Here is a 25,274-nt window from a genome sequence, read left to right on the forward strand (position 1 = left end):
GGTTGGTTAATCGGTCTTGGCCTGCTTGCGCAGGCCGGCCGGGATGACCAGCCTGGAAAGGCCGGCGAAAAGCGCGAGGATGATGATGGCGAGGATGACGACGAGCAGCGCGCCGCCCGCGACGGGGCCGTACTGCTCGCTCGCCAGGCCGTCGATGATGAAGCGGCCCAGGCCGCCGAGGCCGATGTAGGCGGCGATCGTCGCGGTGGCCACCACGAAGATCGCCGACGTGCGCAGCCCGACCAGGATGAGCGGCATCGCCATCGGGACCTCGACCTGCACGACCTGCTGCCAGGTCGTCATGCCGACGCCCGTCGCCGCGTCCCTGATGTCTGGGTCGACGCCGGCCACGCCCGCGCAGGCGTTGACGAGGATCGGCGGGATCGCGAGCACCACGAGCGGCAGCAGCCAGGTGAACGTGGAGAAGCCCAAGAAGACCGCGAGCAGGATCAGCAGGCCGAGGGTGGGGATCGACCGCCAGGCGTTGGCGATGTTGACCACGATGACGCTGATCTTGCCGCCGCGGTGGCCGATCGCCACCCCGGCGGGTATCGCGATCAGCGCGGCGACGAGCAGCGGCAGCAGGCTGTAGCCGATGTGCGCCAGCAGCTGCTGCGGGATGCTGTCGTTGCCCTGCCAGTTCGCCGATGCGGTGACCCAGTCCCAGGCGTAGGAGAAGAAGCTCATCAGCGCACCGTCCACGGGGTCAGCGCCCGCCCGGCGCCGACCAGCAGCAGGTCGCAGACGAGGGCGAGCGCGATGACGAGGACGAGGCCGACGTAGATCTCGGTCGGGAAGGATCGCTGCAGGCCGTCGATGAACAGGTAGCCGAGGCTGGAGACGCCGATGAGCTGCCCGACGCTTGCCAGGCTGATGCCGGACACGACGCCGACCCGCAGCCCGGCGATGATCACCGGGGTCGCCAGCGGCAGCTCGACGGTGACCAGGCGGCGCAGCGGGCCGTAGCCCATCGCGGTCGCCGCCTGCGTCACCGGGGCGGGGACGCCGCGCAGCCCGGCGACCACGTTCGGCAGGATGACGCACAGCGAGAACACGGTCAGCGCGATGATCACCGTGGTGTCGGTGAGCCCGAACGTCGGGATCAGCGCGATGAACAGGGCGAGCGACGGAACCGCGTACAGGATGTTGATCGCGGTGAGCACCGGCGGGTAGAACCAGCGCCAGCGGGCGGCGATGATGCCGAGCGGCAGCGACAAGATCAGCCCGTACAGCGCGGGCAGCACGCCCAGCTTCGCGTTCTCCCAGGTGAGCTGCCAGATCAGCGAGCCGTTGCTGGGAATCCACGACCACATCATGGGCGCGGTCCTCCCCCGGCGTCGCCCGCGCTCGCCTGGCCGGCGCCGGCGCTCGCCCGGCCTTCGCTGGCCCGGCTTGCCGCGTGGATCGCGGCGCGCAGCTGGTCGAAGCTGGCGACGCCGAGCACCCGGCCGTCGCCGTCCACCGCGACCGCCTGCCCGGCGGGCGACAGCACGGCGGCGTCGAGCGCGGCCCGCAGCGAGTCGGTGCCCGCCGTGAAGCTGTGCCCGATCCCGTCGGGTGCCAGCGAGCCGAGCGTGCCGCCGTCGGGCAGCGCGGCGAGCCGCGCCGTGTCGACCCAGCCGAGCGGCCTGCCGGTGCCGTCCTCGGTGACCAGGAGCCACGGCTCGCCCGCGGTCCGCGCCTTGACGACGGTGGTGTCGGCGGCCAGCACCGGGCCGGTGCCGAGCGGCAGGTCCGCGGTGGACACGAACGACAGCCGCCTGATGCCGCGGTCGAAGCCCACGAAGCCGGCCACGTAGTCGTCGACGGGCGAGGCGAGCAGCTCGTCAGGCGGTGCGAGCTGCGCGATCTTGCCATGCGGGCGGAACAGGGCCACCAGGTCGCCGACCTTGATGGCCTCCTCGATGTCGTGCGTGACGAGCACGATCGTCTTGCGCAGCTCGGCCTGCAGCGACAGCAGCTGATCCTGCAGCGAGGCGCGAACCACCGGGTCGACGGCGCTGAATGGCTCGTCCATCAGCAGGACCGGCGGGTCAGCCGCCAGTGCCCTGGCAACGCCGACGCGCTGCTGCTGCCCGCCGGACAGCTGGTGCGGGTAGCGCTTGGCGAGCGTCGCGTCGAGGCCGACCAGGGTGAGCAGTTCCCGCGCGCGGTCCCTGGCCTTCTTGCGCGACAGGCCGGTGAGCACCGGGACCGTCGCGATGTTGTCCTCAACGGTCCGATGCGGGAACAGGCCGGTCTGCTGGATCACGTAGCCGATGCCGCGGCGCAGCTGCGCGGGGTTGCGGTCCCTGATATCGGTTCCGTCGAGCAGGATGCGGCCGGAGCTTGGCTCGACGAGGCGGTTGATCATCCGCAGCGACGTGGTCTTGCCGCAGCCGCTCGGCCCGACGAGGACCACCGTCTTGCCGGCCGGGACCTCAAGGTCGAGGTCGTCGACCGCCACCGTCCCGTCCGGGTATCGCTTCGTCACTGACTCGAACGTGATCAAGCCGCTGCCAGGCCCTTCCGGATATTTCGCACTTTTCCGACCATAATAGTATGAATATATACGAACTTGCGTGCTGTCCTCACCCGGATCACTGGCCCGAGCCGCATCCCCCCACCCTAACCGGCGCCACCGACAACGCCCATGTTTGCGGCACTCGCGTCGCTAACGATTTGTGCTGCATGAGCCGTTATGGCACGGCGCAGCACGACACGCTACCCCGCCGCCGGCCGTTCATGCCCGCGCGCCGCCGTGACCGGCCACAATCGTGAGATGGACGCCGAGTTGACCGCGCGGTTGCGCGACATCTGCATGGCACTGCCCGAGGTCACCGAGCGGCCCTCGCACGGCGCACCGACCTGGTTCGCGGGCGGCAAGAAGTCGTTCGTCCAACTGTGGGCGTCCGGGCACCACGCCGACGACTTCCCGCACCTGTGGTGCGCCGGGCTGCCCGGCGCTCAGGAGGCGCTGACCGGGTCGGCGCCCGACCGCTTCTTCCGCCCGCCGTACGTCGGTCACCGTGGCTGGATCGGCGTGCGGCTCGACGGCGAAGTGGACTGGACTGAACTGGCCGAACTGTGCGCCGACGCCTACCGCGCGGTGGCCTCGGCCCGGCTGATCGCGCTGCTCGACGACGCGCGCTGAGCCGCGCTCCATCATCCCGAACGGGTTCGTTCCTTCGCCTCATCCCCACAGCGGCTGAGTAGGCGTTGTGACGTTCTGTCCCCGACTGCGCCTCCGGCGATATGCTCCAGGCGAAGTCAGGCGGCTGGCGCGCAGCGGGCGGGAGGCGTGATCCGGAGATGGCCGTGAGCCGGGAAACTGACGCACCGCCAGTCAAGTGGGTCTCCGCCCTGTTCGTGCGGGAGGACGAGTCCCTGGCGGAGGCTCTCTGGGCGGGACTGACGTCGCGGCGAATCCCCTTCCCTGATGCGCAACTGGCCAGCGTCGACCGCTACAACACCACCGATCAAATTGACATCGACGCGGCCACCGTGGTCCTCGCGGTCTGCTCGCCGGCCAGCATTCAGGACGTTCCGTTCCTGGATCAGGCCAAGCGTGCCTATGGCCGCACTGTTGCCGTGACGCTCGGCGATGTGTCCTCCCTGCCAGGCGAATTCGGCAACATTGAGCCGTTCGACCTGTCCGGGTGGCTGGGCGACACCGCCGATCCCCGCCTCGACGAACTCGCGCGCGCCCTGATCTCCGCGCTCGCCGAACGGGAGGCACCAGCCATCGCAGACGGGAGCGCGGCGACGGCCGACAGCCAGGCCAGCTTCGAAACGGAGGTCCCGTCCGAGAGCGAGACCCCGCCAACGAGCGGGGTGTCGTCCGCGTCCGGTGAACGCGTGCCCGACATGCTCGACCGGGCCGTCGAGCTGCTGCCTGGCGGCGCCGGGGAAGCCGTCAGGTTCAGCGACTCCGCTGCGAATGTGCTCAGGCTGAGCGGGCAGACGTCGGGGGATGCCACCGCCGTCTTCCTCATCGCGCTGAGCAACGCGCCCCACGAGCCAGGCTCAAACGTCAGCAGCGCCCTCCGGGGCGTGATCGCCAGCGAAGTCCCCGATGACCTCGGCGCACTGCTCCGTGATCTGACGAGCGGCCTGCCCGCCCGGACAGCGACGGGGGGTGACGATCCTCCGCCAGCCTTCGTCGCGCTCCTCGGCGACGCGCTCGGCTACGCGGACGCCGTCTCGGGCCGCCCGGAAATTCACACCAGGCACCTGCTCGCGGCGGCCGCGCTCGCCAACGACCAGCCGATCGCCGGGGCGGTCCTCGATGCGCTGCACCTGTCCCGGGCGCAGTTGTGCCGACTGCTCTTCGAGGTGATCAGCCAGTTCCGCGGCATCGGGCGGGTGCGGGCCTGGCACGACCTGCTGCTGGCCAGCCTGACCGGCGGCATCAGCACCGACCGGGTGGACCCCAACGAGGGGATTGCCCGCGACCTGGACGCGCTCGACTTCAGCGTATGGACGTCCATGTTCGCCGACGTGATCGCCGACAGGAACACCGACGCGAACCTGCCGTTGTCAATCGGCCTGTTCGGCGCGTGGGGATCGGGCAAGAGCTACTTCATGGGGCTGCTCCGCTCGGAGATCGACAGCAGGTGCGGCCGTCCCGGTTACGTGCGCGACGTGGTGCACGTCGGCTTCAACGCGTGGCACTACGCGGACTCCAATTTGTGGGCGAGCCTCGGCGATGAGATCTTCCGCAAGCTGATGGATGAGCTCGCGTCGAAGGCCGGCGAACAGAAGGAGATACTGCGGGAAGAGATCGCCGCTGGCCTGGTCGCGACCGAGGAGCTCCGCACCCGCCAGAAGCAGGCGACTGCGGAAACCCAGCGTTACGCGCGCGAGGCGGACCAGGCCAGGGCGGCGCGGCAGGCGGGCACCCGTGAACTGCTGACCGCCATGGCCGGATCGGCCGAGCTGCGTGGATACCTGAACAAGGCGTGGCGGTTTCTTGGCGTCAGCGACCAGGCCGAACAGGCGGACCTGCTCGCCCGCCAACTGGGCGGCGAGCGCCAGGACGCGGTCGTGCTGCGCGGTCTGCTCGGCAAGCGCAGCACGGTGTTGATCGCGGCGGTGTGCCTGATCGCCTTGCTCGTCACCATCGCGGGTGCGATCATTCCGGCCCGCTGGGGTGCGCGGCTGTTCGGGGCCGGCGGCCTCAGCACCATTGCGCTCGTCCTCGGCTGGGCGGTCACGCTGGCACGCAGGGTCAACGGCGGGCTCGCCGCGCTCCGGACCGCCGCGGTCAAGGCTGCGGGCGAGAACGACGTGGCTATCAGGGAGGCGGAAAGCAACCTCCGCAAGGCGCAGGCGGATGAGAAGGCGGCGATGGCGCAGGTCGACCACTCGGCCGAGCATGTGGCGGACCTGCAGCGCCGGCTCGACGCTCTCGATCCCGCCCAGCAGGCCTACGCCTTCCTCGCCGAGCGCGCAGCGAGTCGTGACTATGCGAGCCAGCTCGGGCTGGTCTCCACGATCAGGAAGGACCTGCTGCATCTCGTCAGGGTGCTCAAGAACTCACGGGGCGCCGTCGGGGCCATCGAGGCGCTGGCAACCCCGGCAAACGCAACCCCGGCAAACGCAACCCCGGCGAACGCGACCCCGGCGAACGCGCCCGCCCAGGCCGCGAGGGACATCGCCGACGCGCACGCGATCGACCGGATCGTGCTGTACATCGACGACCTGGACCGGTGCCGCCCGCGGCAAGTCGTCGAGGTGCTCGAGGCGGTGCATCTGCTGCTCGCGCTCGACCTGTTCGTCGTCGTGGTCGGTGTCGATCCGCGCTGGCTGCTGCGGTCGCTGCGGGAGCAGTACCCTGGCCTGCTCGACGCGGGCACGCGGTCAGTCCCCGGTGGCAACGCCCACTCCGACGCGACGACGGCCGATTACCTGGAGAAGATCTTCAACATTCCGTTCGTGCTGCCCGGCTTCCCCGCGGCCAGGCTCGGCGAGCTCGTTCGCGGCATGAACCGGCCGGCCCAGCGCATCGCGGACGGCGCCGGCGCCGCATCCTCGGGCGGCAGCGGCCAGGACCGCGGCACCGGCAGCGCGACGACGGCCGGCGGTGCCGCCACACCCTCCGGTGCCGCCGCCACGGCCGTCCCTGCGCATGCTCGGCGAGCGGGCGGCGGGGCCAGGCAGCCGGCTCAGGCCGGGCGCACCGCCCCCGGCGCGCCGCCGCAACCGCTGACCGAGCCTGAGATGGAGTTCCTGGCCGGCCTCGGCCCGTTCATCGGCACCCCCAGGGACGCCAAGCGGCTGTTCAACCTGTACCGCATGCTCCGTTTCAGCCGCAGCCTCTCGCCGGCCTCGGTCTTCCTCGGCGACGATGCGGAGTCCGGCCACTACCAGGCCGTGGCGGTGCTGCTGGCCATGCTGACGGCGGACCCGCGGCTGCTCAGGCACGTCCTCGACGCACCCAAGCGGCCGGCCAGCGACCCGGCCGCCGATGGGGCGGCGGTCGGCGGCGGACTGATGGCCCAGCCGGACACCGGCGTCACCTGGGGTCGGTTCACTCGATCGCTGACCCCGAGCCACACGGCGGGCAGCTGGCGAAACGGCGTGATCGGGCCCATTCCCGACGCGGACGTCGTCGCGTGGCAGCGGCTCGCAGACGCTGCCACGCGAACCAGCGAGCTCGTGGTCCTGCGCGATCTTTCCGCGTTCCGCTCCTGGGCCCCGCACGTCCGCCGCTTCTCCTACCTCCTGCTCACCGACGAAACCGGCTGAACGCGGACGGAGCGGTCCCCGGACCGTGGCACACCGGGTCAGTGACGGACGCGGATCACCAGCGCGTGTGCACGTCGGCGCGGAAGTACTTGTCGTACAGGTCCTCGATCTGGCGCAGCGCGGTGTCGCTGAGCGGCGGCAGGAGCGCGGCCGCCGCGTTCTGCCTGGCCTGCTCGGGGTTGCGCGCGCCAGGAATGACGGTCGTGACGCCTGGCTGCTGCGTCACCCAGCGCAGTGCGGCCTGGGCGGTGGTCACCGCCGGACCGGGGTCGGCGGTGAACGCGGCTGGTTCCGCCACGAGGGCGGCGAACTCGGCGGCCGCGCGAACCCCGGTCGCGTAGTCGACGCCGGAGAACGTCTCGCCGACGTCGAATGCCTCGCCGTGCCTGTTGTACGTGCGATGGTCGTCGGCGGCGAACACGGTGTCCGCCGTGTACCGGCCGGACAACAGTCCGGACGCCAGTGGCACCCGGACGATGATGCCGACACCGGCCGCCGCCGCCGCGGGCAGCACCTCGTCAAGCGGCTTGCGGCGGAACGCGTTGAATATGATCTGCACTGTGGCCACGCCCGGCCGGGCGATGGCCGTGCGGGCCTCGGCCGCCGTCTCGACGCTGACCCCGTACGCGGCGATCCGCTCCTCGGCGACCAGCGTGTCAAGAGCGTCGTAGACCGCGTCGGTCGAGTAGACGGGCGGGGGCGGGCAGTGCAGCTGGACGAGGTCCAGCCGGTCCACGCCGAGGTTGACCCGTGACCGGTCGGTCCAGGCGCGGAAGTTCTCCAGCACGTAGTTCTCCGGCACCTGCGCGACGCGCCGCCCCATCTTGGTGGCGACCGTGACGCCCCGCCCCTCGATGTCGCCGATGAACCGCCCGATGATCCGCTCGCTGCGCCCGTCCCCGTACACGTCGGCGGTATCGAAGAAGGTGACACCGGAGTCGACGGCGGCGCGCAGCACCGCGAGGGCGTCGGCTTCTGTCACGGCTCCCCAGTCGGCGCCGAGCTGCCAGGTGCCGAGGCCGATCACCGAGACGGGCCTGCCGGTCTTGCCAAGGACTCGCTGCTCCATGATTGGCGATTCTAGAGCGCGCCCGGGTCCGCGAGGCGCACCCGGGTGCAGCGCGCGATGTACGGCATCGCGATCTCCTCGCGGCCGCTAAGGTCAGGGTGCTCGCCGAGCAGTTCCGCCACCTCGCCGAGAAGCGCGTCACGCTCCGGCGCCGGCATGCTGATCACGTAGCTGCGTGAGGCGACCATGTCCAGGATTTCCTGCCGGGTCACCAGCTGCTGCCAGCGGAGCTCCATCCGCTCCGGCGGGCCGAACGAGGGCCCGAGCGGCGGGCTTGTGTCGATGACCTGCGCCGCTTGCCTGTGCATGATCGCGCCGAGCGCCGCCATCCATGGCTCGGTCTCGTCGCGGTCGTTCCAGACCAGGGACAGCGTCCCGCCAGGCACCAGGACCCGCGCGACCTCAGGCACCGCGAGCGCGGGATCGAACCAGTGCCACGCGTGGGCGACGACCACCGCGTCCACGCTGGCATCGGGGAGGGGAATCCGCTCGGCGGTGCCGGCCAGCACCGCCGCACCCGCCACGGCCGCCGCGAGCTGCTCGCGCATGCCCTGCGAGGGCTCGACGGCGGTGACCTTGAGCCCGGCCTGCACGAGGGGGCGGGTCAGCTTGCCCGTGCCGGCTCCGAGGTCGAGGACTGACTTGGCACGGCGCGGGACAAGCCACTCGACTACCGACGGGGGGTACTCTGGCCGCCCGCGCTGGTAGCTGTCCGCGGCCGCACCGAACGAGGAGGCGTGCACCAGCCGGGACCAGCGCCGGGTGGCGCCCTGGCGGGTCATCCCGCAGGCCGCGCCGATCTCCTCCCAGCTGGCGCTCGGCCCGCGCCGGAGTTCGCCGATGATCACCGTCCGGCTCGTCTCCATAGCGGCGATCGCCGCCGTCAGCCGGCGCAGGCCGTCAAGCCCGCCCGTCTCTGTCACCTGCCGCGCTACGGCTTCTGCTGCTTCTGCTGCCTCCGTCACGACAGGCAACATATGTTGCATACATGACGTTTGTCAACATATGTTGCGAGGCGGTGCCCGGTGTCAGGGGGTGGTCTCGTACTGGGAGGCCTGGAGGGTGTAGAGCTCGGCGTACTGGCCGCCGAGAGCCATCAGGTCGGCGTGCGTGCCCGACTCGGCGACGTTGCCGTGGTCGAGGACGTAGATCCGGTCGGCGTGCCTGACCGAGGCGAGCCGGTGCGTGATAAGCAGCACGGTCCTGTCGTTCGCGAGGGTGCGCAGCGAGGAGAACAGGGCGTACTCGGCGCGCGCGTCGAGGGCGGCGGTCGGCTCGTCCATGATCAGCAGCGGCGCGGTGCGGTAGAACCCGCGGGCGGCGGCGATCCGCTGCCACTGGCCGCCGGACAGTTCCGCGCCGTCCTTGAACTCCCTGGCGAGCAGTGTGTCGTAGCCCCGGTCGAGTTCGGCGATCACCGCGTCGGCGCCCGACCCGGCGGCCGCCGCGGCAAGCAGGGATTCATCGAGCAGGCGTCCCATCACGATGTTGTCGCGCACCGACAGCGGCCAGTGGCCGTGATCCTGCGCGATGACCGCGATCCGTTCCCGCAACGGCTCGCCGTTCATTTCCGCGATAGAGACGCCGTCCCAGTACACGGTGCCGTCCTGCGGCCGGTATAGCCCGGCGAGAATCTTGGCGAGGGTGGTCTTCCCCGATCCGTTCTCCCCCACCAGGGCGACCACCTCGCCGCGGCCGATCTCGACCGACACCTCGTGCAGCGACGGCTGCTCCGCGCCGGGATAGCTGAACGTCACGCCGGACGCGACGATGCGGGCGAAGTCCTGCGGCACCGCGGCCGAGGCGGGCGGCGGGATCCGGGTCTGCGCGTCGGCGCAGAACGCCATGTAATCCGAGAAGTACAGGCCGTCCTCGTAGCACTGGTTCACGGAGTACATCAGCTGCTGCAGCGACCCCGCCGCCGAGCGGAGCGCGAGCACCGCGGTGCCCGCCACCGACAGGGCCAGCCAGCCGGCGGCGAGCAGCACGCCGAGCACCGTGTACACCCCGGCCGTGGCGATCCCGCCCAGGGCCTTGCCGACCGCCGTGGTCGCCGTCTCCTGCCGCGCGGCCCGCAGTTCGGCGCTGCGCGTGTAGGCGGCCAGCCGTGCCACCCGGTCGATCAGGTACGCACGCATGGTGAACGAGCGCAGCTCCGCGGCGGTGCGCCGCTCGGCGATCAGGTCGGCGAGTATGTACTTGCGCCGGTAGGAGTCGACCAGGGCGAACCGGGTCAGGTAGCTGATCCGCGCCGTGCGCACCGCCGCCCACGCCCCCGGCAGCTGGGCGAGCAGCAGGACCACGACAAGGATCGGCTGCAGCAGCCCGACGACCACCGTCGCCGACGCCAGCCCCGCGAACGCGGTGATGAAGTTGATCACGTCGTTGACCAGCTGGGACGCGGAGTAGACGCCGCGGTCGCGTGCCCGCTGCATCCGGTCGTGGAAATCGGGCTCATCAAAGGCGGCCAGCTCCACCTGGGTGGTCAGGTCGTAGAGCCGGACCTCGACGACCTGGGTCACCTGCGGCTCGAGCCTGCTCTGCGCCCAGCCAGCCGCGGTCGCCACGCCCGAGCGGACCGCGGTCGCGGTCGCGACCAGGATCAGCGACGGCAGCGCGGCCCGCACCCGGTGCGGTGTCGGGCCGCCCGCGAACAGCGCCTCAAGGACGCCGGTGGTCGCGAACAGCGCGTACCCGCCGAACACGCCGGAGATCAGGTTGAGCGAGATCGTCGCCACGATGTCGCGCCTGTTCGCCTGCCAGCCCAGGGTCACCGCCTGCCCGACGAGGGCGGGGAACCGGCGAGCGACATCACCGAACTTGACGGTGGCCATTCGCTCGTCGTATGCCCGCCAGAAATGCGTAGTCAGCTCGGCCAGCTCGTCGTCGGATGCCGCGCCTGCCCGCTGGCCGCCGGCCTGGCGTACCCGCCGCCAGGCGGACGCCATGGCATGCCCCAGTGCGCGCAGCCGCCGAGGGCGCCGGTTCCGTGTCCCCGCCCGCACTCTCTCAGTATGTGGCGGTTCCCCGCGGGCACAAAGCGAGTTAATGCGCCGGCCAGGGATCAGCCGGCTGTGTTACCCGTCAGCGCGGCGCAGCGCCCAGAACAGGATGTCCTTGCGGTGCGCGAAGCCGAGCTCCTTGTACAGCCTGATCGCGGTCGTGTTGCTGGCGATCGCGTGCAGGAAGGGGACGTCGCCGCGGGCGGCGATGCCGGCCGCCACGGCGCGGGTCAGCCGGGAGGCGAAGCCGTGGCCGCGCCACGCCGGATCGGTGCAGACCGCGCTGATCTCCGTCCAGCCCGGCGGGCGGAACCGCTCGCCCGCCATCGCGACAAGCTCGCCGTCGCGCCTGATGCCGAGGTAGCCGCCGAACTCGACGGTCCGCGGCAGGAACGGTCCCGGATTGGTCAGCTTGGTCAGCCGGAGCATGGCGGGCACGTCGGCGGGACCGAGCGGCTCGGCCTCCGGGTCTGGTTCCGCGTTCAGGGTGTCCGCGACCAGCTGGACGCCATCGCCGCTGCCGAGGACCTCCCAGCCGGCGGGCGGCGCGGCGCGCAGCCCGGGGAACAGCACGACCTCCCCCTGGCTGATCAGTCGCGCGGCGCCGGCCCAGTCGGCCGGCCCTGGCTCATCCGGCAGGGCGCAGAACGGGCTCATGTCGGCCGGGTAGCGCACCGCGCCGCCGTCGCTGAGGGCGAGGTCACGCTGCGGCCCGGTGAGCGACCACAGCACCGGGTTGTCCAGTGGATGCCTCATCACGCGGCGTCCCTCGGGTCCGAAGTGGCGGCCCGGCGCACCGGGGCGCTGAGGCCGAGGCGGCGCTGCTCGATGGCCAGGCAGCGGTCCTCGACGTAGAGCATTCCGGCGGCCTCGGCGATCACCCTGGCCTCCGGGAGACGATGCCGAACTGGAGCCAGAGCGCCGTCGCGCCGGTGGCGGCAGCCTGCCGCGCGACCTCGGCGGCCTGCCGCGCGGGGCGGAAGACATCGACGAGCCCGGCCCGCTCGGGGATCTCGCCGAGCGCCGGGTAGGCCGGCTCGCCGAAGAGCGTGCCGCCGCGCGGGTTCACCGGGATGATCCGCCAGCCGTGGCGCTGCATCAGCGCGGGCACGCGGTGGGCGGCCTTGGCCGGGTCCCCGCTCGCACCGACGACGGTGATCGTGTCATAGGTAGTGAGAATGCGCGCGACCACGTCGTCCATGCCTGCCACGGCGTCCACGGTACCGGGTGCGGCTCACCGCCAGCATCCGCGGCTTCGCCCGCCAGGGTCCCGGTGGCCGCGCGGGTTAGCAGCAGCCCCGCTGCGTTACCGGGACGGCGGTGCCGGCCTCGCCGGCGTCTGGGGCGCAGCAGACGGAGGACGCGGCCTTGTCGCGCACGTCGGAGTCGGCCTTGACGACGTAGACCTCCCAGGGTTCGGCGCCCGGACCGGTGACCCAGACCTTGTCCTGGACCGCGTAGCAGCAGGCGGTGTCCTCCTCGGTGGCGGTAGCGAGGCCCTCAGCGGCCAGCCGGCCGGTGGCGGCGGTGACCTCATCGGCCGTCTCCACCTCGACGCCGAGATGGTCAAGCCGCGTGGCCTCGCCGGCGGCGCCCTCGATGAGGACGAGCTTGAGCGGCGGTTCGGCGATCGCGAAGTTGGCGTAGCCGGGGCGGCGCTTGGCCGGCTCGGCGGCGAACAGCTTGGAGTAGAAGGCGATCGAGGCGTCGAGGTCGGCGACGCGGAGCGCGAGCTGGACTCGGGACATGACGTTCCTCCTGCGCGAGACTGTCTCTGGCCTGATTAGAGAATTCTTTAACCAGGGGCTCGTGCTCAGTTTGCGCTCTATCTAAAGATGTGTCAAATTAAAGACATGTCTAAGCAGACGCTGGACCCGGCCGGAACGGTGGAGTGCTGCGCCCCGCTGGCCCGCGCGCCGCTGTCGGATGCCGGAGCGGAGGACCTGGCGCCGCTGTTCAAGGCGGTGGCCGACCCGATGCGGCTGCGGCTGCTATCGCTCATCGCCTGCCACGAGGGCGGCGAGTCGTGCGTGTGCGACCTGACGGACGCGTTCGACGTGACCGCGCCGACCATCAGTTACCACCTGCGGATCCTGCGCGAGGCCGGCCTGATCAGCGCCGAGCGGCGCGGTACGTGGGTCTACTACCGGGTCAACCCGCCCGTGATGACGCGGATGTCGGCGGTGCTCGAGCCGCGGGCGGCGCTGGCCCCGGTCGCGGGGTAGGCGGGCGTCCAGGAGTAACGGGTGGCTGACCAGAGTCAGCCGAACCCGTTCCGTACCGCTGTGATCTTCCGTGGTCGGGGCCGGGTCTCAGACCGTCTCTGAGTCGCCGGCCGGGCCCGAGGCGGCCGACTCCATGCCGTCGCCCAGGTAGGCGGCGATGACCTTGGGGTCGCGGCGGACCTGTTCCGGGGTGCCCTCGGCGATCACCTTGCCGAACTCGAGGACGACCACCCGGTCGCAGATGCCGAGGACCAGGCCCATGTCGTGCTCGATGAGCAGCATCGACTGGCCCTGGTCGGCCAGCCGGCGCAGGGTGACGCCAAGCTCTTGCGACTCGGCGTTGTCCAGGCCGGCGGCCGGCTCGTCGAGGCACAGCAGCTTCGGCTTGGCGACCAGGGCGCGGGCGACGCCGACCAGCTTGCGCTGGCCGGACGACAGCTGCGACGGCTCGGCCTCGGCGGCCCACTCCATGCCGACCAGGGCGAGGGTCTGCTTCGCGTCGTCCTCGTGGACGCCGCTTTCCTTGGCGGCGACCGTCAGGTTCTCCAGGACGCTCAGGTCGTCGAAGAGTTCCGTCGACTGCCAGGTGCGGGTCAGCCCGGCGCGCGCCCGGTCGTGAGCGGCCAGCCCGCGCAGGTCGCGCTGGCCGAGACTGACGGTGCCCGTCGCGGTCACGAAGCCGGAGATGGCGTCGATGAGCGTGGTCTTGCCTGCGCCGTTCGGGCCGATGAGCCCGAGCAGTTCGCCCTCCTTGACGCGCAGCGACACGTCGCTCAGTGCGTGCACGCCGCCGAAGCGGACCGACAGGCCATCGATCGCCAGGATGTCCTGGTGTCCGGACAGGTCACGCCGCTCGGTGCGCGCGGTGATCCGCTCCCTGGTCGCCGCGTCCACCTCGGGCGCCTTCACCCGCGCCTTCTTGTGCGTCCTGCGGTAGAAGTCGCCGGCCACGCCGGTGGGGTTCCCCAGCAGGGTGAAGATGAGGATGACGCCGCCGAACAGCAGGAACCAGTTGCCGTTCAGGCCGAACCACTTGTCGAGTGCGTACGGGATCATCGCCTGGGCGGAGATCAGGCCCGCGAACACCGCGCCGGAGATGAGCGTGATGCCGCCCGCGTAGGCGAACGCGATCAGCGACAGCGCGGTGAAGGCGTCGAACCGGTCGCTGCTGACCGAGCCGAAGTTGTAGGCGTACAGGCAGCCGGCGACCCCGGCGATGAAGGCCGCGATGCTGAACGCATACAGCTTGACGGTCCGCGGGTTGATCGCGGCGGCGGCGGCCGCGCGCTCGTTGGAGCGGACCGCGAGCATCTGCTGGCCCAGCTTGCCGCGCCGTAGGTACCCGACGCCGACGCAGGCGAGTATCACGAAGATCAGCACGACCCAGCCGAAGACGGGACTCGGCTGGTTGCCGTCGATGCCCCGGAACCCGGCGTTCGGACCGAGGTCCAGGCCGAACCAGTTCATCTCCGGCACCGGGGAGCCAAGGCCGCCGCCGCCCCAGGTGGTGTTCTGGAAGCCGAAAGAGTTGATGGCCACGGCGCCGGCCAGGGTGACGACGGCGAGGCTGACGCCGCGCACCCGCACCGCGGAAATGGCGGTGACGACGCCGATGGCGACGGCCACCGCGATGCCCGCGAGCGCCGCGAGCGGGAAGGTGATGCCGAAGTTGCTCGCCATGTGCGAGATGGTGAAGCCGGCCGCGCCCGCCAGGGCGAGCTGGATGATCGAGATCTGACCCACGAAACCGGTGATGACGACCAGCGACAGCGCCATCAGGATGCCGATCAGCGTGTTGATTAGCGCGTTGCGGAAGTCGAACGGGAACACGACGAGCAGCACCGCCGCGCCGCCGCCGAAGATCAGCGCGGAACGCCACAGGTGCTGCGGCCGCGGCGCTTCCGGCAGCCTGCGCTCAAGCACCTCGCCGCGGCCGGGGATGCGCGCGCCGCGCCAGAACAGCACGCCGATGATGATGAGGAACGCCAGCAGGTCCGTCGTGCCGGGTATCGCGACACCGCCGGACTGCGGGAACCAGGCCTCCGACGATGCCAGCTGGAGCAGCGAGTCCAGGATCCCGATGCCGAAGGCCGCTACGGTGACCAGGCCGAAGGAGGTGAACCTGGCGATCAGCGCGGCGGCCAGCGCCGGGATGATCTGCAGCGGCAGCGTCGACGGGTCGAGCTGGGTGACCGAGGAGGCGAGGATGCCAAGCGAGCCCGCGATGAACGCGGCGATCAGGGAGTTGCTGAGCGAGATCGTGCCCGGCGAGACCCCGCCGAGCATCGCCGCGACCTCGTTCTCCGACGCCGCCCGGGTGGCCAGCCCGAACTTGGTCCACTGGTAGACCGCGGCGAGCACGGCGGTCGCGGCGATCACGATGGCGGCCAGCAGGAACCGGTCGAGCGTGATGCCGGAGCCGAGCATGTGGATCAGCTTCGTCGGCAGCACGGAGGGGGAGGCCTGCTGGGTCACGCCGAAGGCGAGCAGCATGGACGACTGCGCGATGAGCAGCACGCCGAGCGAGGCGATCAGCTTGCCGAGCGGTGAGGCGTTGCGCAACGGACGGTAGACGGCGAACTCGAGCAGCGCGCCGACCGCGAGCACGAACAGCAGGGCGAGCGGCAGCGCCACGAGATGAGGGAGCGAGGCGATCTTCCCGCTGGTCAGCGACCAGAAGGCGTAGCCGCCGAGCATCGCGATCGCGCCGGTGGACAAGTTGATGACCCCCGAGCCACGGTAGGTCGCCACGACGCCGAGCCCGATGCCGGCGATGAGCGCGCCAGAGCCGAGCCCTAGCAGGATGAAAAGCAGGACTGTTTCCACGGGGGGTTATTCCTCGGTCAGTGGTTGCTAAGTCAAGAGTTCAGGTGATGCCACGGGATTTCAAGTGAAAAGGGGTGACGCCGCGGCCGCGAGGGAGAGCCCCCGCGGCCACGGCGCACCAGTCAGCCGCTACGGATCTGGCAGCGGTGGCGGGTCACTCGCCTGCCGGCGGCTGGGTCCAGCCGGCCGTCTTGACCCACTTGTTCTTGCCGTCGTACTCGAAGAACTGCGAGCGGTTGTTGCAGACACCGGGCGCGGCCGGGTTGTAGCCGCACTCAAGCGCCGGGGCGCCGAGGGCCTGCGGGCCCTTGAACGCCTGCACGGCCGACTGGATCGCGCTCGGGGACAGGTTGGCGAAGCCGACCTGGTTGAGGACCTTGTCGATGGTCATCAGCTGGCCGAAGTCGACGATGTTCCACGGGTCGGGCGCGTTGGCCGGCGTGGAGTAGGTCTGCGCCAGCTTCATGTACTCGATCATGCCGGGGTCGGTCGTGTCGCCGAACAGCGAGCTGGCGATGAGGTAGGTCCACTTGGGGAAGTCACCGCCGAGGCCCGCCGCGACCTGGCCGTTGAGGCACAGCGGGGCGGCGACGATCTTCTTGGGGTCGGTGATGCCCTGCTGGGTGAACGCCTTCTGGATGTTCACGCAGTCGGGGGCGGCGACGGCGGGGACGACCATGTCAGCCGTAGCGGCCCCGGTCGACGCGAGCACACCGGTCAGGTCGGTGGCGTTGGGCGGGTACGGGCCCATCTTCACGGAGATGCCGGCCGACTTGAGCGCCGCCTCGGTGGCCAGTGCGCCGGGGGTGGCCGAGGCGGTGTTGGGGTAGAGCACCGCCGCGGTCTTGGCGTGCAGCACGTCCCGGCCGTAGGTGCCGAACGGCCCGAGCACGCTGGTGGCGTCACCGAAGAGCACCGCGGTGTTCTTCTGGGCGCCGTCGATGGGGAGCGGGGCCACGCCGCCGACCACCGGGAGCTTGCCGCCCAGGGTCGCGTAGAAGGACTGGTCGCCGATCACGACGGCGCCCATGGCGATCACGTCGACGGACTTGTTGGCGAGGAACTTCTGGGCGCAGGTGGTGCCCTCTTCCTCGGCCGAGGCGATGAAGCAGGTGTCCAGCTGGACCGGGTGGCCGTCGACCCCGCCGAGCTCCTTGTTGATGTAGTTGACCGCCATCTCCGCGCCGTCGGTGGCGTGCTGGCCGATCACCTGCTGGCCGCCCTGCTGGTTGACGAAGCCGACGGTGACCGGCGGCAGCGACTTGTCCGCCGGGCCTGACTTGCCGCCGGTGTAGGACAGGTAGTTGGTGACCGACTGGGCGCCAAGGCCGCCGGTTGAGCCGCTCGGGCTCGGCGCCGCGGCGCTGCTTGAGGGCGCGGCGGCGCTGCTCGACGGTGCGGTCGTGTTCGTGGTCGAGCTTGAGCTGGAACAGCCCGCCGCGGCCAGGGTCGCTACCGCGAAGGCAGCGATCCCGGCGAAGCCGGCTCTCTTGTATCTAGGCAACTTCGTTTCCTCCTAGTGGAGTGGTTCTTCTTTGACACGCTCTCGGGAGAAAAGCCGGGGAATTACTCGTCCGCCTCGTCGCCCCACAACTCGCGGGAGGCGATGCGCGCGCCCTCGACCAGGGAGGCCAGCTTGGCCCACTGGATCTCCTCGTGCACCCGGTGCATGAACGCGCCCTGTGCGAAGCCGCAGTCGGTACCGCCCATCACCCGCTCCCTGCCGACGACGTTCGCGAGCCGGATCAGCCGCTGCGCGACGAGCTCGGGGTGCTCGACCACGTTGGTGTGGTGCGTGACCACGCCGGGGACAACCACCTTGCCCTCCGGCAGGGTGACGTCTTCCCAGATCTTCCACTCGTGCTCGTGGCGCGGGTTGGCCTGCTCCATCAGGTAGTACTTCGCGTTCACCGCGAGAACCAGGTCGATCGAGTCGCGCAGCGGCGGGTCGTAGGCGTGCGGGCCGTGCCAGCTGCCGAAGCAGATGTGGTAGCGGATGCGGTCCTGCGGCAGCCCGCGCAGCGCGTGGTTGAGCGCGTCCACCCGCAGCCGCGCCCAGCGGCGGTAGTCCTCCCAGGACTGGCCCCGGGACAGCATGGTGTCCGCCTCGTGCATCAGCACCGCGTCGTCCACCTGAAGGAACGCGCCCGACTCGACGATCGCCTTGTACTCCTCGTGCAGCACGTCGGCGAGCGCGTAGACGAACTCCTCGTCGGTCGGGTAGTACTCGTTGGCCAGCCAGTAGGCGGACGCGGGCGCGACGACCGGCATGAAGGACTCGGTGATATCCCTGCCCGCGGTCTCGAGCGCCGCCTTGAAGTTGAGCAGGTCGCGGTCGATCGCGGACCTGTCGTAGCTCATCGGGCCGGTGCACACCCAGGAAACCCGGGCCGCCGCCTCCTGCTCCACCTCAGGGCCGCTGATCTCGGTCCTGACCCGGACCGTCGCGTCGTGCTCGAGCATGTCGAGCTCGGCATAGGCACCGGGAAAATGCTGGCGGTCCCTGCTGGCCGGCAGGATTGAGGAGAAATTGCCCGTTATCGGCCGAGCCTCGAGGCCGGTGGTCCGCTCGTACAGATAAGTGATCCAGGTAGCCTTGCCCATCTCGCCGTCGTCGATGACGTCGATGCCCGTCTCGGTCTGCCGTCGCACTACGTAGGCGACCGCCTTGGCCAGGGCAGCCTGGTATTCGTCGCCTTCCGCCGCCGCCCGTCCGTGATCGACCGCGGAAAGAAAGGACAGCAGTTCCGGCGGACGGATCAGGCTTCCGGCATGCGTGACCGGGATTCGCTTCATCGCCAACTCCGAAATTTTCGGCATGGACTAGTCATGGGGTACTAGTCCTCCAAAAAATGAGCCATGGCCGGCATTGCGTCAACATAGATTGTTAACGATCGAGGTCACAATCGCGTCAAGTGTCCGGAGAGCACACATCCGCGCCCGGCAAGTTGGCGATGCACCCAAACGCCTAACGACATCGGTCCATGTAGCTGGCACCAAATGCGTTTGTGCTGTACAAGCCTTATGTTGAGATCGGTGAAGACACCCGGCCCAGAGCCGGTGAAGGTGGGTTCAGGACACGATGGCTGACACCGGCGCTGTACTAGAAGTGAATAATCTCAGCGTCAGTTATGACCGCTCTCCGGTCGTGCGCGACCTTACGCTCACTGTGCGTAGCGGCGAGGTGGTCGCACTGCTCGGTGCCAACGGCGCTGGGAAGACGACAACGCTGCGAGCGATCTCCGGCCTGCTGCGGCACGCGCCGGGAGCGGTGAAGCTTGGCGGCTCCGACCTGGCGGGCGTCGCGCCGCCCGCCCGCGCCCGGCTCGGCATCGCGCACGTTCCCTCCGACCGCGGGCTGTTCTTCGGGCTGACCGTGGCCGAGCACTTCCGGCTCGACGGCCAGGGCGTCGCGGGCGACATCGACGCCGCGTTCGACCACTTCCCCGCGCTGCGCCCGCTCAAGGACCGCAAGGCCGGCCTGATGTCGGGCGGCGAGCAGCAGATGCTCGCGATCGCCCGCGCCCTGGCACGCAAGCCACGGCTGCTCATGCTCGACGAGATGAGCCTCGGCCTCGCCCCGGTGATCGTCGGCCGCCTGCTGCCGGTGGTGCGCGAGTACGCCACGACCACCGGGACCGGCGTGCTGCTCGTCGAGCAGCACGTGCACATGGCGCTGAAGCTCGCCGACCGCGGCTACGTGCTGTCGCACGGCGAGCTGGCCGCCAGCGGCACCGCAGCGGAGCTGAGCCGGGACAGCGCGCTGCTCGCCGCGAGCTACCTGGGCGGCGAGGCGTCCTGACGCTCGAGCCGGCGCCACGGCCACCCCTTACTTGCTGAAGGCCCAGTTCAGCAACACCGCCGCGTCCTTCGACGCGGCGGTGATGTTGGAGATGTCGTTCGACGAGTCGAGCACCACGCCGATAAACGTCTTGGTCCCCCGCTTCGCCTCGAACAGCAGGCACTGCCCGGCGGCCCCCGTGTAGCCGGTCTTGATGCCGAGAGCGCCTTTATACATGGCGAGCAGCGGGTTGAGGTTCTTCCACGTGTGCGCGCGATGCGCGCTCGTGGCCGCCACGTGATAGGAGCGCGTGCCGACGACCGTCGCGAGCGTCTTGAGCTTCATGGCGTCCCTGCCCAGGTTCACCAGATCGTGCACGGTGGAGTAGGTGCTGTACTGCCCCGGGTTCGGCAGCCCGGCGGGGTCAGTGAAGTGCGTCTTGTTCAGCCCGAGCTTGTGCGCGGTCGCGTTCATCTTCGCGATGAACCCGTTGAACCCCGGCCCGTAGGCGGTGGCGAGCGTGAAGGCGGCGTCGCAGCCGGACGGCAGCATCATCGCGTAGAGCAGCTGCAACGTGGTGAGCTTCTCCCCCGGCCGCAGCCCCGCGGTGGACGCGTCGAACTCCTCGTCGTAGTTGACGACGGCGGCGGGCACCGTGATCACCCGGTTCAGGTTGAGCTTGGGCGTGGTGAGCACCACGTACGCGGTCATCACCTTGGTGACGGACCCCATCGGCCGCTTGCTGACCGACGAGCGCGACCATAGGTCCTTGCCCGTCGCCGCCACCGCGATCTCCGCCCACCGCGCCCGCACCGCGGCGAGCGGGCCCGCGGTGACGGCCGGCGTGACGGCGCCCGGCTTGGCGACGGCCTGCTTGGCGGTGCCGGTCGCGGCTGGGGCGGCGACAGCCGGGCTGCCCGTTCCGGTCACCGTTGCGGCCCGGGCGGCGGGCGCGGCCGCGCCTGCCATTACGATCAGTCCCGCGGCCACGGCACCCACGGCCAGCCGGCCAGCGATCCGCATCGGGCTACCTCCCAGCACGTCCGAACGCATACCCACGCATTCTGTCAGTGCGGGCCACCCACGGGCACTGGTTGCGATTGAATTTTCTTCCGAACGAGTGCGACCTTCGCCATAAAGCGAGCCCAGTCACGCCGTTCGCGTGGCGAGTCCCCACGTGTGGCACTAGCCTGCTTGGGATACCCGAAAGGGACATGATGGTTGGTATGGATAATTGGTGCCCGTCTTGCGGGTACTCGGTAGAGCCTGGGACACGGTTCTGTAACAGCTGCGGACAGCAGTTCGCGGCTCCGGCCCAGTCTGGCGCCGCCCTGACACCGTCTCCCACGGTAACCGCGCAGTCGCTGCCCGCTTCCTATCACGGAGCTCCCACGCAGGTCTCCGCGCCGCCGCCGCCCACCGCGGGCAGCCGGGCGGCCTGGCCGCCCCCGCCGGGAGGCGGGCAGCAGGGATCGCCGGCGCCGCGGCGGGCCGCCGCGGCCAATGAGCCCACCTCGGAGCAGGCCCCCATCTCGGACACCGTCGAGCGGATGCTGCGGCCGCAGGGCCTGTTCCAGAACCAGCAGCCACGGCCTGTCGACTGGCAGCCGTCCTACCCGCCCGCACCTGGCGGGTACCAGCAGGGCGGCGGCCAGCACCCGCCCGGTGGCCAGTACCCGGCGGGCTATCAGCAGCCGGGACCGCCGCAGCCGTGGCCACAGGCCCCGGCCGGTGCACTGCCGCCCGCTCGATACCAGCAGGCGGGCGGCCAGTACCCGCAGGGCGCACCGCCGCAGAACGGCGGGTATCAGGGGTCCTATCAGAACAGTCAGTACGGCGGCGGCCAGTACGGCCAGGGCCAGTTCCCGACAGGCGCGCAGTACGGCCCGGACGGGATGCCGCTCGGCGGCGGTCCTGGTCCGCGGCGCGGCAGGCTCCCGTTCGGGTCCAAGGGCCCGGTCATCCTGCTGGCGGCGGCGGGTGCGGTGGTGGTGGTGGTCGTGGTGGCGGCCATCCTGCTTTCCAGCCATGGCAAGACCACCGCCAACGCGGGGTCGAGCATGTCGGCGAGCGGTACGCCGACCGGGACCTCCTCGGCGAGCGCGACCGCCAAGACGCAGCGCCAGGCGGCGACCTCGCTGTCCGCTCTGCTGTCGCAGAGCGGCGGCGACCGCGCCGACGTCGGCGCCGCCTACACCAACGTGTCAACGTGCGGCAAGAACCTCGCCAAGGACGCATCGGTGTTCACCAAGGCCGCCGCCAACCGGCGCACCCTGCTCGCCAAGCTGGCGAAGCTGCCCGGCCGGTCCGCGCTGTCCACGGAGATGCTGACCGATCTGACCAACGCGTGGCAGGCGTCGGCCACGGTGGACGCCGACCTGGCGAAGTGGGCGACCGACGAGGCCGGCCACTGCAACAAGAAGCAGGTACTGAAGGACAAGAACTACATCGCCGCGACGGGCGCCCCCAACAACGAGGCGACCAACAGCAAGAACGCGTTCGTCGAGCTGTGGAACCCGCTGGCGAAGAAGAACGGCCTGCCGAAGATCCAGCCGACGCAGCTCTAGGCACGGCGGGCGCGCCCGGGAACTGCCGGGTGGCGGTGCCGTAGCCTTTGCTGGTGGCGATGGGTGAGGTGTACCGCGAGCTCGGCGAGGCGGCTTGGGCGTGGGTGCTTGGCCAGGTCCGGGATGCGGAAGGCCCGTGGCTGCCCGAGGTGGTCGCCGGCGACGAGGGGTTCGCCGGGCCTGCCGCTGACCGTGATTCTGTGTATGCGGGGATCGGCGGTCTGGCCCCGGTCCTGGCCGAGATTGGCCAGCACCGGGTCCTGGCCGCGGTCTGGGCCGGCGGTGAACACGCGGGCAGCATCGCCGCGGTGGGCGGCACAGCCCTGCTGAACGCGGCCGAGCAGACCGGGGACGGCCTTGACTGGGCCATGGCGCCTGGATATCCGTCCTCGACGCCGAACTACTCACACGGCACCGCGGGAGTGGCCACCGCGCTAGCGATCGCCGGGGCAGCCCTGGGCCGTGCGGACTTCACCGCTGCCGCCGCGCTGGGTGCACGGCACCTTCTCTCCGTGGGCACGCTCGACAGCAGCGGGTTCATCGTCCCGCACACTCTCCCCTACTCCACCCGGGACGTTGAACCGGTGACCTACAACTGGTGCCATGGGCCCACCGGGACCTCGCAGCTGTTCGCCGCGCTGGCGATGGCCGGAGTGCAGGACGTCGCCGGGCAGCCGGTGGCGTGGCTGCGGCGGCAATGCCTGGAAGCCATCCTTTCCTCCGGCGTGCCAGCGCGGCTCCGGCCGGGTTTCTGGGACAACGACGGGCGCTGCTGCGGCACCGCGGGAGTCGGGGATGTGCTGCTTGACGCCGCCCAGGACTGCGACGACCAGACGGAGGCCGGCCGGCTGCTTGAGGGTGCCCGCGTCATGGGAGCGGCCCTCGCCGAGCGCGCGGTCCGCGTCCAGGGCGGGGCATGCTGGCGGTTCACCGAACACCGCAAGGACCCGCCGCTGCTGCCCCCGGGCACCTCATGGATGCAAGGCGCCGCGGGAATCGCCGCCTTCCTCCTCCGCCTGGCCCGCGTCATGGACACCGGTCTCACTGCGCCGGTCGTCGACCGGCCGGATCAGTGGTGGGCCGTACCGGCACGGCTTCGCGCGGTCACATGAGCAGAACGCCGCGGATGTTCTTGCCGTCGTGCATGTCCTGGTAGCCCTGGTTGAGGTCTTCGAGCGGGTAGGTCCTGGTGACCATCCCGTCGAGGTCGAGCAGGCCGTCGCGGTACATGCTGAGCAGCAGCGGCACGTCGGCACGTGAGTTGACCGAGCCGAAGATGCAGCCCACGACCTGCTTCTCCCACTGGGCGAGCCCGTTCAGTGCCAGGTGCGGCCTGGTGTCGTTCGCCGGGTAGATGTTGGTGACCACGACCCGGCCGCGCTTGGCGGCGAGGGCGAGGATCGCATCCATCAGGTCCGCGCGTCCGGTGCCCATAGTGAGCACGACCACGTCGCACATCCGGCCCCAGGTGACCTCGCGGATCAGGTCGTGCGCGGCGACCACGTCGGTGGCGGTGTGCGTCGCCCCGAAGCCACGCGCGCTGGTGCGCTTGAACTTCACCGGGTCGATGGCGAAGATGTGCCGCGCGCCCGCCAGCCTGGCGCCCTGGACCGCCGCCGACCCGAGCCCGCCGACGCCGACAACGGCGACCGCGTCGCCGGGCCTGACACCGCCCGCGTAGACGGATGAGCCGTACCCGGTCGCGACGCCGCACCCGGTGAGGCAGGCCGCCTCGGGCCGGTAGGAGGGATCCACGGGAATCACCGACGCCTCGTTGACCACGGTGTGCCTGGCGTAGCAGCCGACGAGGCAGGTGATCGTCCGGTCGCTCCCGTCGGTGCCGTGGTGGCGCGAGCTGCCGTCGAGGATCTGCCGCCCGGTCATGATCCCGGCCGCGACATCGCACAGGTTCTGCCTGCCGCGCACGCACGACGGGCAGCGCCCGCAGTTCGGTATCGAGGAGAAGACGATGTAGTCACCCGGCTTGGCCAGGGTGACGCCAGGGCCGACCTCCTCGACCCAGCCCGCGCCCTCGTGCCCGCCGATCATCGGCCCGGCGAACGGCACGTCACCGACCCGGTGATGCTCCTCGGAGTGGCACAGCCCCGCGGCTGCCACCCGGACAAGCACCTCGCCCGCCCGCGGCGGGTCAAGCTCGACGTCCTCGACCTTCCAGTCGGTGCCCGCCTCGTAGAGCACCGCCGCTTGCGTCCGCATGTCCAGGCCCTTCCTTCAGCACTTGAGCTGGTTGCCCGCGTCGACGGGCAGCGTGACCCCTGTCACGTACCGCGCGGCGTCCGAGCTAAGCCACACGATCGCGTTGGAGACGTCGACCGGGTCCACCCACGGGATCGGCAGCAGGTTCATCTCCGCGAAGCCCGCCTTGACGTCTTCCCTGCCCGGGGATTCCAGGTCGGGCCGGAACGAACGGTGCAGCGCCTCGTTCTGGATCATCGGGGTGTCGACGGCGGTCGGGCAGATCGCGTTGACCCTGATGAAGTGCTCGGCGAGTTCGCAGGCCAGGGTGTCCTTCAGCGCGAGGACGCCCGCCTTGGCCGCCTTGTAGTCGGCCAGACCCTTGCCCGCGGTGATCGCCGCGCCCGAGGACGTCAACACGATCGAGCCGCCGTTGCCCGCGGCGATCATCGGCGGGACCGCCGCCTTGACAGTGAGGAAGGTTCCGGTCAGCGTCACGTCGATCAGCTCGCGGAACTCGGCCGGGTCGATGGCCCAGGTGTCGCGCGGCCAGGAGATGATCGCCGCGTTCGCCGCGACGATGTCGAGCCGCCCGCCGAGTTCGGCGAGGCCCGCCTCCAGCACCGACTCGACGGCGGCGAAGTCGCGGATGTCGGCCTTGCGCGCCACGATCCGCCGGTCGAGCGCCTCGACCTCGGCGACCGTCCGCGCGAGATCATCCTCGGTGGCGAGCGGGTAGCTCAGCCAGTCAGGCGTGGCGCAGGCGTCGAGCGCGATGATGTCGGCGCCCTCCTGCGCGAGGCGCACCGCGTGCGAGCGTCCCTGCCCGCGGGCCGCCCCGGTGACGAAGGCGACCTTCCCGTCGAGAAGTCCCATGCC

The 25,274-nt window shown here is 70.5% G+C and carries 22 protein-coding genes; 6 read left to right on the forward strand and 16 right to left on the reverse strand.

What is annotated here, in order from left to right; translation table 11 throughout:
- Positions 1–6: 6 nt before the first annotated feature.
- Genes EAS64_RS11595 through EAS64_RS11605 form a run of 3 tightly spaced genes read right to left on the reverse strand, consistent with a single transcriptional unit; the run spans position 7 to position 2,491 of the window.
- Positions 7–687, reverse strand: a complete 681-nt coding sequence (locus EAS64_RS11595) for an ABC transporter permease (RefSeq protein ID WP_145852927.1) — start codon at positions 685–687, stop codon at positions 7–9.
- On the reverse strand, positions 687–1,316 hold the full coding sequence (locus EAS64_RS11600) for an ABC transporter permease (protein ID WP_222849223.1): 630 nt from the start codon (positions 1,314–1,316) through the stop codon (positions 687–689). The genes EAS64_RS11595 and EAS64_RS11600 overlap by 1 nt, the downstream gene beginning before the upstream one ends.
- Positions 1,313–2,491, reverse strand: a complete 1,179-nt coding sequence (locus EAS64_RS11605; protein WP_145852928.1) for an ATP-binding cassette domain-containing protein — start codon at positions 2,489–2,491, stop codon at positions 1,313–1,315. Before EAS64_RS11605 ends, EAS64_RS11600 begins: the two co-directional genes overlap by 4 nt.
- Before the next feature lie 270 nt (positions 2,492–2,761).
- Here EAS64_RS11605 and EAS64_RS11610 point away from each other — a divergent pair, with 270 nt between their 5' ends.
- Positions 2,762–3,133, forward strand: coding sequence for an MmcQ/YjbR family DNA-binding protein (locus EAS64_RS11610; protein WP_145852929.1), 372 nt, complete (start codon positions 2,762–2,764; stop codon positions 3,131–3,133).
- A 164-nt stretch (positions 3,134–3,297) separates the two neighbouring features.
- Entirely contained in the window at positions 3,298–6,729 is a 3,432-nt protein-coding gene (locus EAS64_RS11615) for a P-loop NTPase fold protein (protein ID WP_187365846.1), read from the forward strand.
- Between the two features lie 55 nt (positions 6,730–6,784).
- On the opposite strand, the gene EAS64_RS11620 is transcribed toward EAS64_RS11615, so the two are convergent.
- The 7 genes from EAS64_RS11620 to EAS64_RS11645 form a co-directional block, all read right to left on the reverse strand.
- Positions 6,785–7,798, reverse strand: a complete 1,014-nt coding sequence (locus EAS64_RS11620) for an aldo/keto reductase (RefSeq protein ID WP_145852931.1) — start codon at positions 7,796–7,798, stop codon at positions 6,785–6,787.
- Between the two features lie 11 nt (positions 7,799–7,809).
- The gene (locus EAS64_RS11625; protein ID WP_222849224.1) at positions 7,810–8,763 is read right to left on the reverse strand and encodes a methyltransferase domain-containing protein; all 954 of its coding nucleotides are present in this window, start codon (positions 8,761–8,763) and stop codon (positions 7,810–7,812) included.
- Positions 8,764–8,826: 63 nt separating this feature from the next.
- Entirely contained in the window at positions 8,827–10,746 is a 1,920-nt protein-coding gene (locus tag EAS64_RS11630; protein WP_145852932.1) for an ABC transporter ATP-binding protein, read from the reverse strand.
- Between the two features lie 129 nt (positions 10,747–10,875).
- Positions 10,876–11,556, reverse strand: coding sequence for a GNAT family N-acetyltransferase (locus EAS64_RS11635; protein WP_145853524.1), 681 nt, complete (start codon positions 11,554–11,556; stop codon positions 10,876–10,878).
- Positions 11,556–11,681, reverse strand: a complete 126-nt coding sequence (locus tag EAS64_RS46695) for a hypothetical protein (RefSeq protein WP_281283241.1) — start codon at positions 11,679–11,681, stop codon at positions 11,556–11,558. Before EAS64_RS46695 ends, EAS64_RS11635 begins: the two co-directional genes overlap by 1 nt.
- Complete coding sequence (locus EAS64_RS11640; protein WP_246115682.1) at positions 11,678–12,001, reverse strand: CoA-binding protein; 324 nt, start codon at positions 11,999–12,001, stop codon at positions 11,678–11,680. The genes EAS64_RS46695 and EAS64_RS11640 overlap by 4 nt, the downstream gene beginning before the upstream one ends.
- Before the next feature lie 85 nt (positions 12,002–12,086).
- The gene (locus EAS64_RS11645) at positions 12,087–12,548 is read right to left on the reverse strand and encodes an ArsI/CadI family heavy metal resistance metalloenzyme (RefSeq protein ID WP_145852933.1); all 462 of its coding nucleotides are present in this window, start codon (positions 12,546–12,548) and stop codon (positions 12,087–12,089) included.
- Between the two features lie 105 nt (positions 12,549–12,653).
- Here EAS64_RS11645 and EAS64_RS11650 point away from each other — a divergent pair, with 105 nt between their 5' ends.
- Positions 12,654–13,025, forward strand: a complete 372-nt coding sequence (locus tag EAS64_RS11650; RefSeq protein WP_145852934.1) for an ArsR/SmtB family transcription factor — start codon at positions 12,654–12,656, stop codon at positions 13,023–13,025.
- An 87-nt stretch (positions 13,026–13,112) separates the two neighbouring features.
- Here EAS64_RS11650 and EAS64_RS11655 read toward each other — a convergent pair whose 3' ends face one another.
- From EAS64_RS11655 to EAS64_RS11665, 3 genes are all read right to left on the reverse strand, one after another.
- Positions 13,113–15,851, reverse strand: a complete 2,739-nt coding sequence (locus EAS64_RS11655; protein ID WP_145852935.1) for a branched-chain amino acid ABC transporter permease/ATP-binding protein — start codon at positions 15,849–15,851, stop codon at positions 13,113–13,115.
- Positions 15,852–16,005: 154 nt separating this feature from the next.
- A complete protein-coding gene (locus EAS64_RS11660; RefSeq protein ID WP_145852936.1) occupies positions 16,006–17,355 on the reverse strand; it encodes an ABC transporter substrate-binding protein in 1,350 nt (449 codons plus the stop codon).
- Positions 17,356–17,417: 62 nt separating this feature from the next.
- Positions 17,418–18,647 carry a cobalamin-independent methionine synthase II family protein gene (locus EAS64_RS11665; protein ID WP_145852937.1) on the reverse strand — a complete coding sequence of 410 codons (1,230 nt, stop codon included), beginning with the start codon at positions 18,645–18,647 and terminating at the stop codon, positions 17,418–17,420.
- Between the two features lie 352 nt (positions 18,648–18,999).
- On the opposite strand from EAS64_RS11665, the gene EAS64_RS11670 reads away from it, so the two are divergent.
- Complete coding sequence (locus tag EAS64_RS11670) at positions 19,000–19,653, forward strand: ABC transporter ATP-binding protein (protein WP_246115632.1); 654 nt, start codon at positions 19,000–19,002, stop codon at positions 19,651–19,653.
- A gap of 27 nt (positions 19,654–19,680) precedes the next feature.
- Here EAS64_RS11670 and EAS64_RS11675 read toward each other — a convergent pair whose 3' ends face one another.
- Entirely contained in the window at positions 19,681–20,655 is a 975-nt protein-coding gene (locus tag EAS64_RS11675) for a D-alanyl-D-alanine carboxypeptidase family protein (protein ID WP_145852939.1), read from the reverse strand.
- A gap of 203 nt (positions 20,656–20,858) precedes the next feature.
- On the opposite strand from EAS64_RS11675, the gene EAS64_RS11680 reads away from it, so the two are divergent.
- Both EAS64_RS11680 and EAS64_RS11685 read left to right on the forward strand, forming a co-directional pair.
- On the forward strand, positions 20,859–22,199 hold the full coding sequence (locus EAS64_RS11680) for a zinc ribbon domain-containing protein (RefSeq protein WP_342782041.1): 1,341 nt from the start codon (positions 20,859–20,861) through the stop codon (positions 22,197–22,199).
- A 59-nt stretch (positions 22,200–22,258) separates the two neighbouring features.
- On the forward strand, positions 22,259–23,311 hold the full coding sequence (locus EAS64_RS11685; RefSeq protein WP_145853525.1) for a lanthionine synthetase LanC family protein: 1,053 nt from the start codon (positions 22,259–22,261) through the stop codon (positions 23,309–23,311).
- Here EAS64_RS11685 and EAS64_RS11690 read toward each other — a convergent pair.
- Together EAS64_RS11690 and EAS64_RS11695 are read right to left on the reverse strand one after the other, a co-directional pair.
- Positions 23,304–24,416, reverse strand: a complete 1,113-nt coding sequence (locus EAS64_RS11690) for an NDMA-dependent alcohol dehydrogenase (protein ID WP_145852941.1) — start codon at positions 24,414–24,416, stop codon at positions 23,304–23,306. The genes EAS64_RS11685 and EAS64_RS11690 overlap by 8 nt on opposite strands.
- 15 nt (positions 24,417–24,431) lie before the next feature.
- Entirely contained in the window at positions 24,432–25,271 is an 840-nt protein-coding gene (locus EAS64_RS11695; protein ID WP_145852942.1) for a mycofactocin-coupled SDR family oxidoreductase, read from the reverse strand.
- Positions 25,272–25,274: the final 3 nt, after the last annotated feature.

It is taken from the genome of Trebonia kvetii (assembly GCF_007827045.1).
Classification (GTDB): Bacteria; Actinomycetota; Actinomycetes; order Streptosporangiales; family Streptosporangiaceae; genus Trebonia; species Trebonia kvetii.

Excerpts from the sequence above, each read along its gene's own strand:
- EAS64_RS11680 (WP_342782041.1), top strand. The coding sequence starts at position 20,859 with ATGGATAATTGGTGCCCGTCTTGCGGGTACTCGGTAGAGCCTGGGACA.
- EAS64_RS11685 (WP_145853525.1), top strand. The coding sequence starts at position 22,259 with ATGGGTGAGGTGTACCGCGAGCTCGGCGAGGCGGCTTGGGCGTGGGTG.
- EAS64_RS11695 (WP_145852942.1), bottom strand. The coding sequence starts at position 25,271 with ATGGGACTTCTCGACGGGAAGGTCGCCTTCGTCACCGGGGCGGCCCGC.
- EAS64_RS11665 (WP_145852937.1), bottom strand. The coding sequence starts at position 18,647 with ATGAAGCGAATCCCGGTCACGCATGCCGGAAGCCTGATCCGTCCGCCG.
- EAS64_RS11690 (WP_145852941.1), bottom strand. The coding sequence starts at position 24,416 with ATGCGGACGCAAGCGGCGGTGCTCTACGAGGCGGGCACCGACTGGAAG.
- EAS64_RS11630 (WP_145852932.1), bottom strand. The coding sequence starts at position 10,746 with ATGGCGTCCGCCTGGCGGCGGGTACGCCAGGCCGGCGGCCAGCGGGCA.
- EAS64_RS11635 (WP_145853524.1), bottom strand. The coding sequence starts at position 11,556 with ATGAGGCATCCACTGGACAACCCGGTGCTGTGGTCGCTCACCGGGCCG.
- EAS64_RS11675 (WP_145852939.1), bottom strand. The coding sequence starts at position 20,655 with ATGCGGATCGCTGGCCGGCTGGCCGTGGGTGCCGTGGCCGCGGGACTG.
- EAS64_RS11620 (WP_145852931.1), bottom strand. The coding sequence starts at position 7,798 with ATGGAGCAGCGAGTCCTTGGCAAGACCGGCAGGCCCGTCTCGGTGATC.
- EAS64_RS11610 (WP_145852929.1), top strand. The coding sequence starts at position 2,762 with ATGGACGCCGAGTTGACCGCGCGGTTGCGCGACATCTGCATGGCACTG.
- EAS64_RS11650 (WP_145852934.1), top strand. The coding sequence starts at position 12,654 with ATGTCTAAGCAGACGCTGGACCCGGCCGGAACGGTGGAGTGCTGCGCC.
- EAS64_RS11595 (WP_145852927.1), bottom strand. The coding sequence starts at position 687 with ATGAGCTTCTTCTCCTACGCCTGGGACTGGGTCACCGCATCGGCGAAC.
- EAS64_RS11640 (WP_246115682.1), bottom strand. The coding sequence starts at position 12,001 with ATGGACGACGTGGTCGCGCGCATTCTCACTACCTATGACACGATCACC.
- EAS64_RS11645 (WP_145852933.1), bottom strand. The coding sequence starts at position 12,548 with ATGTCCCGAGTCCAGCTCGCGCTCCGCGTCGCCGACCTCGACGCCTCG.
- EAS64_RS11600 (WP_222849223.1), bottom strand. The coding sequence starts at position 1,316 with ATGATGTGGTCGTGGATTCCCAGCAACGGCTCGCTGATCTGGCAGCTC.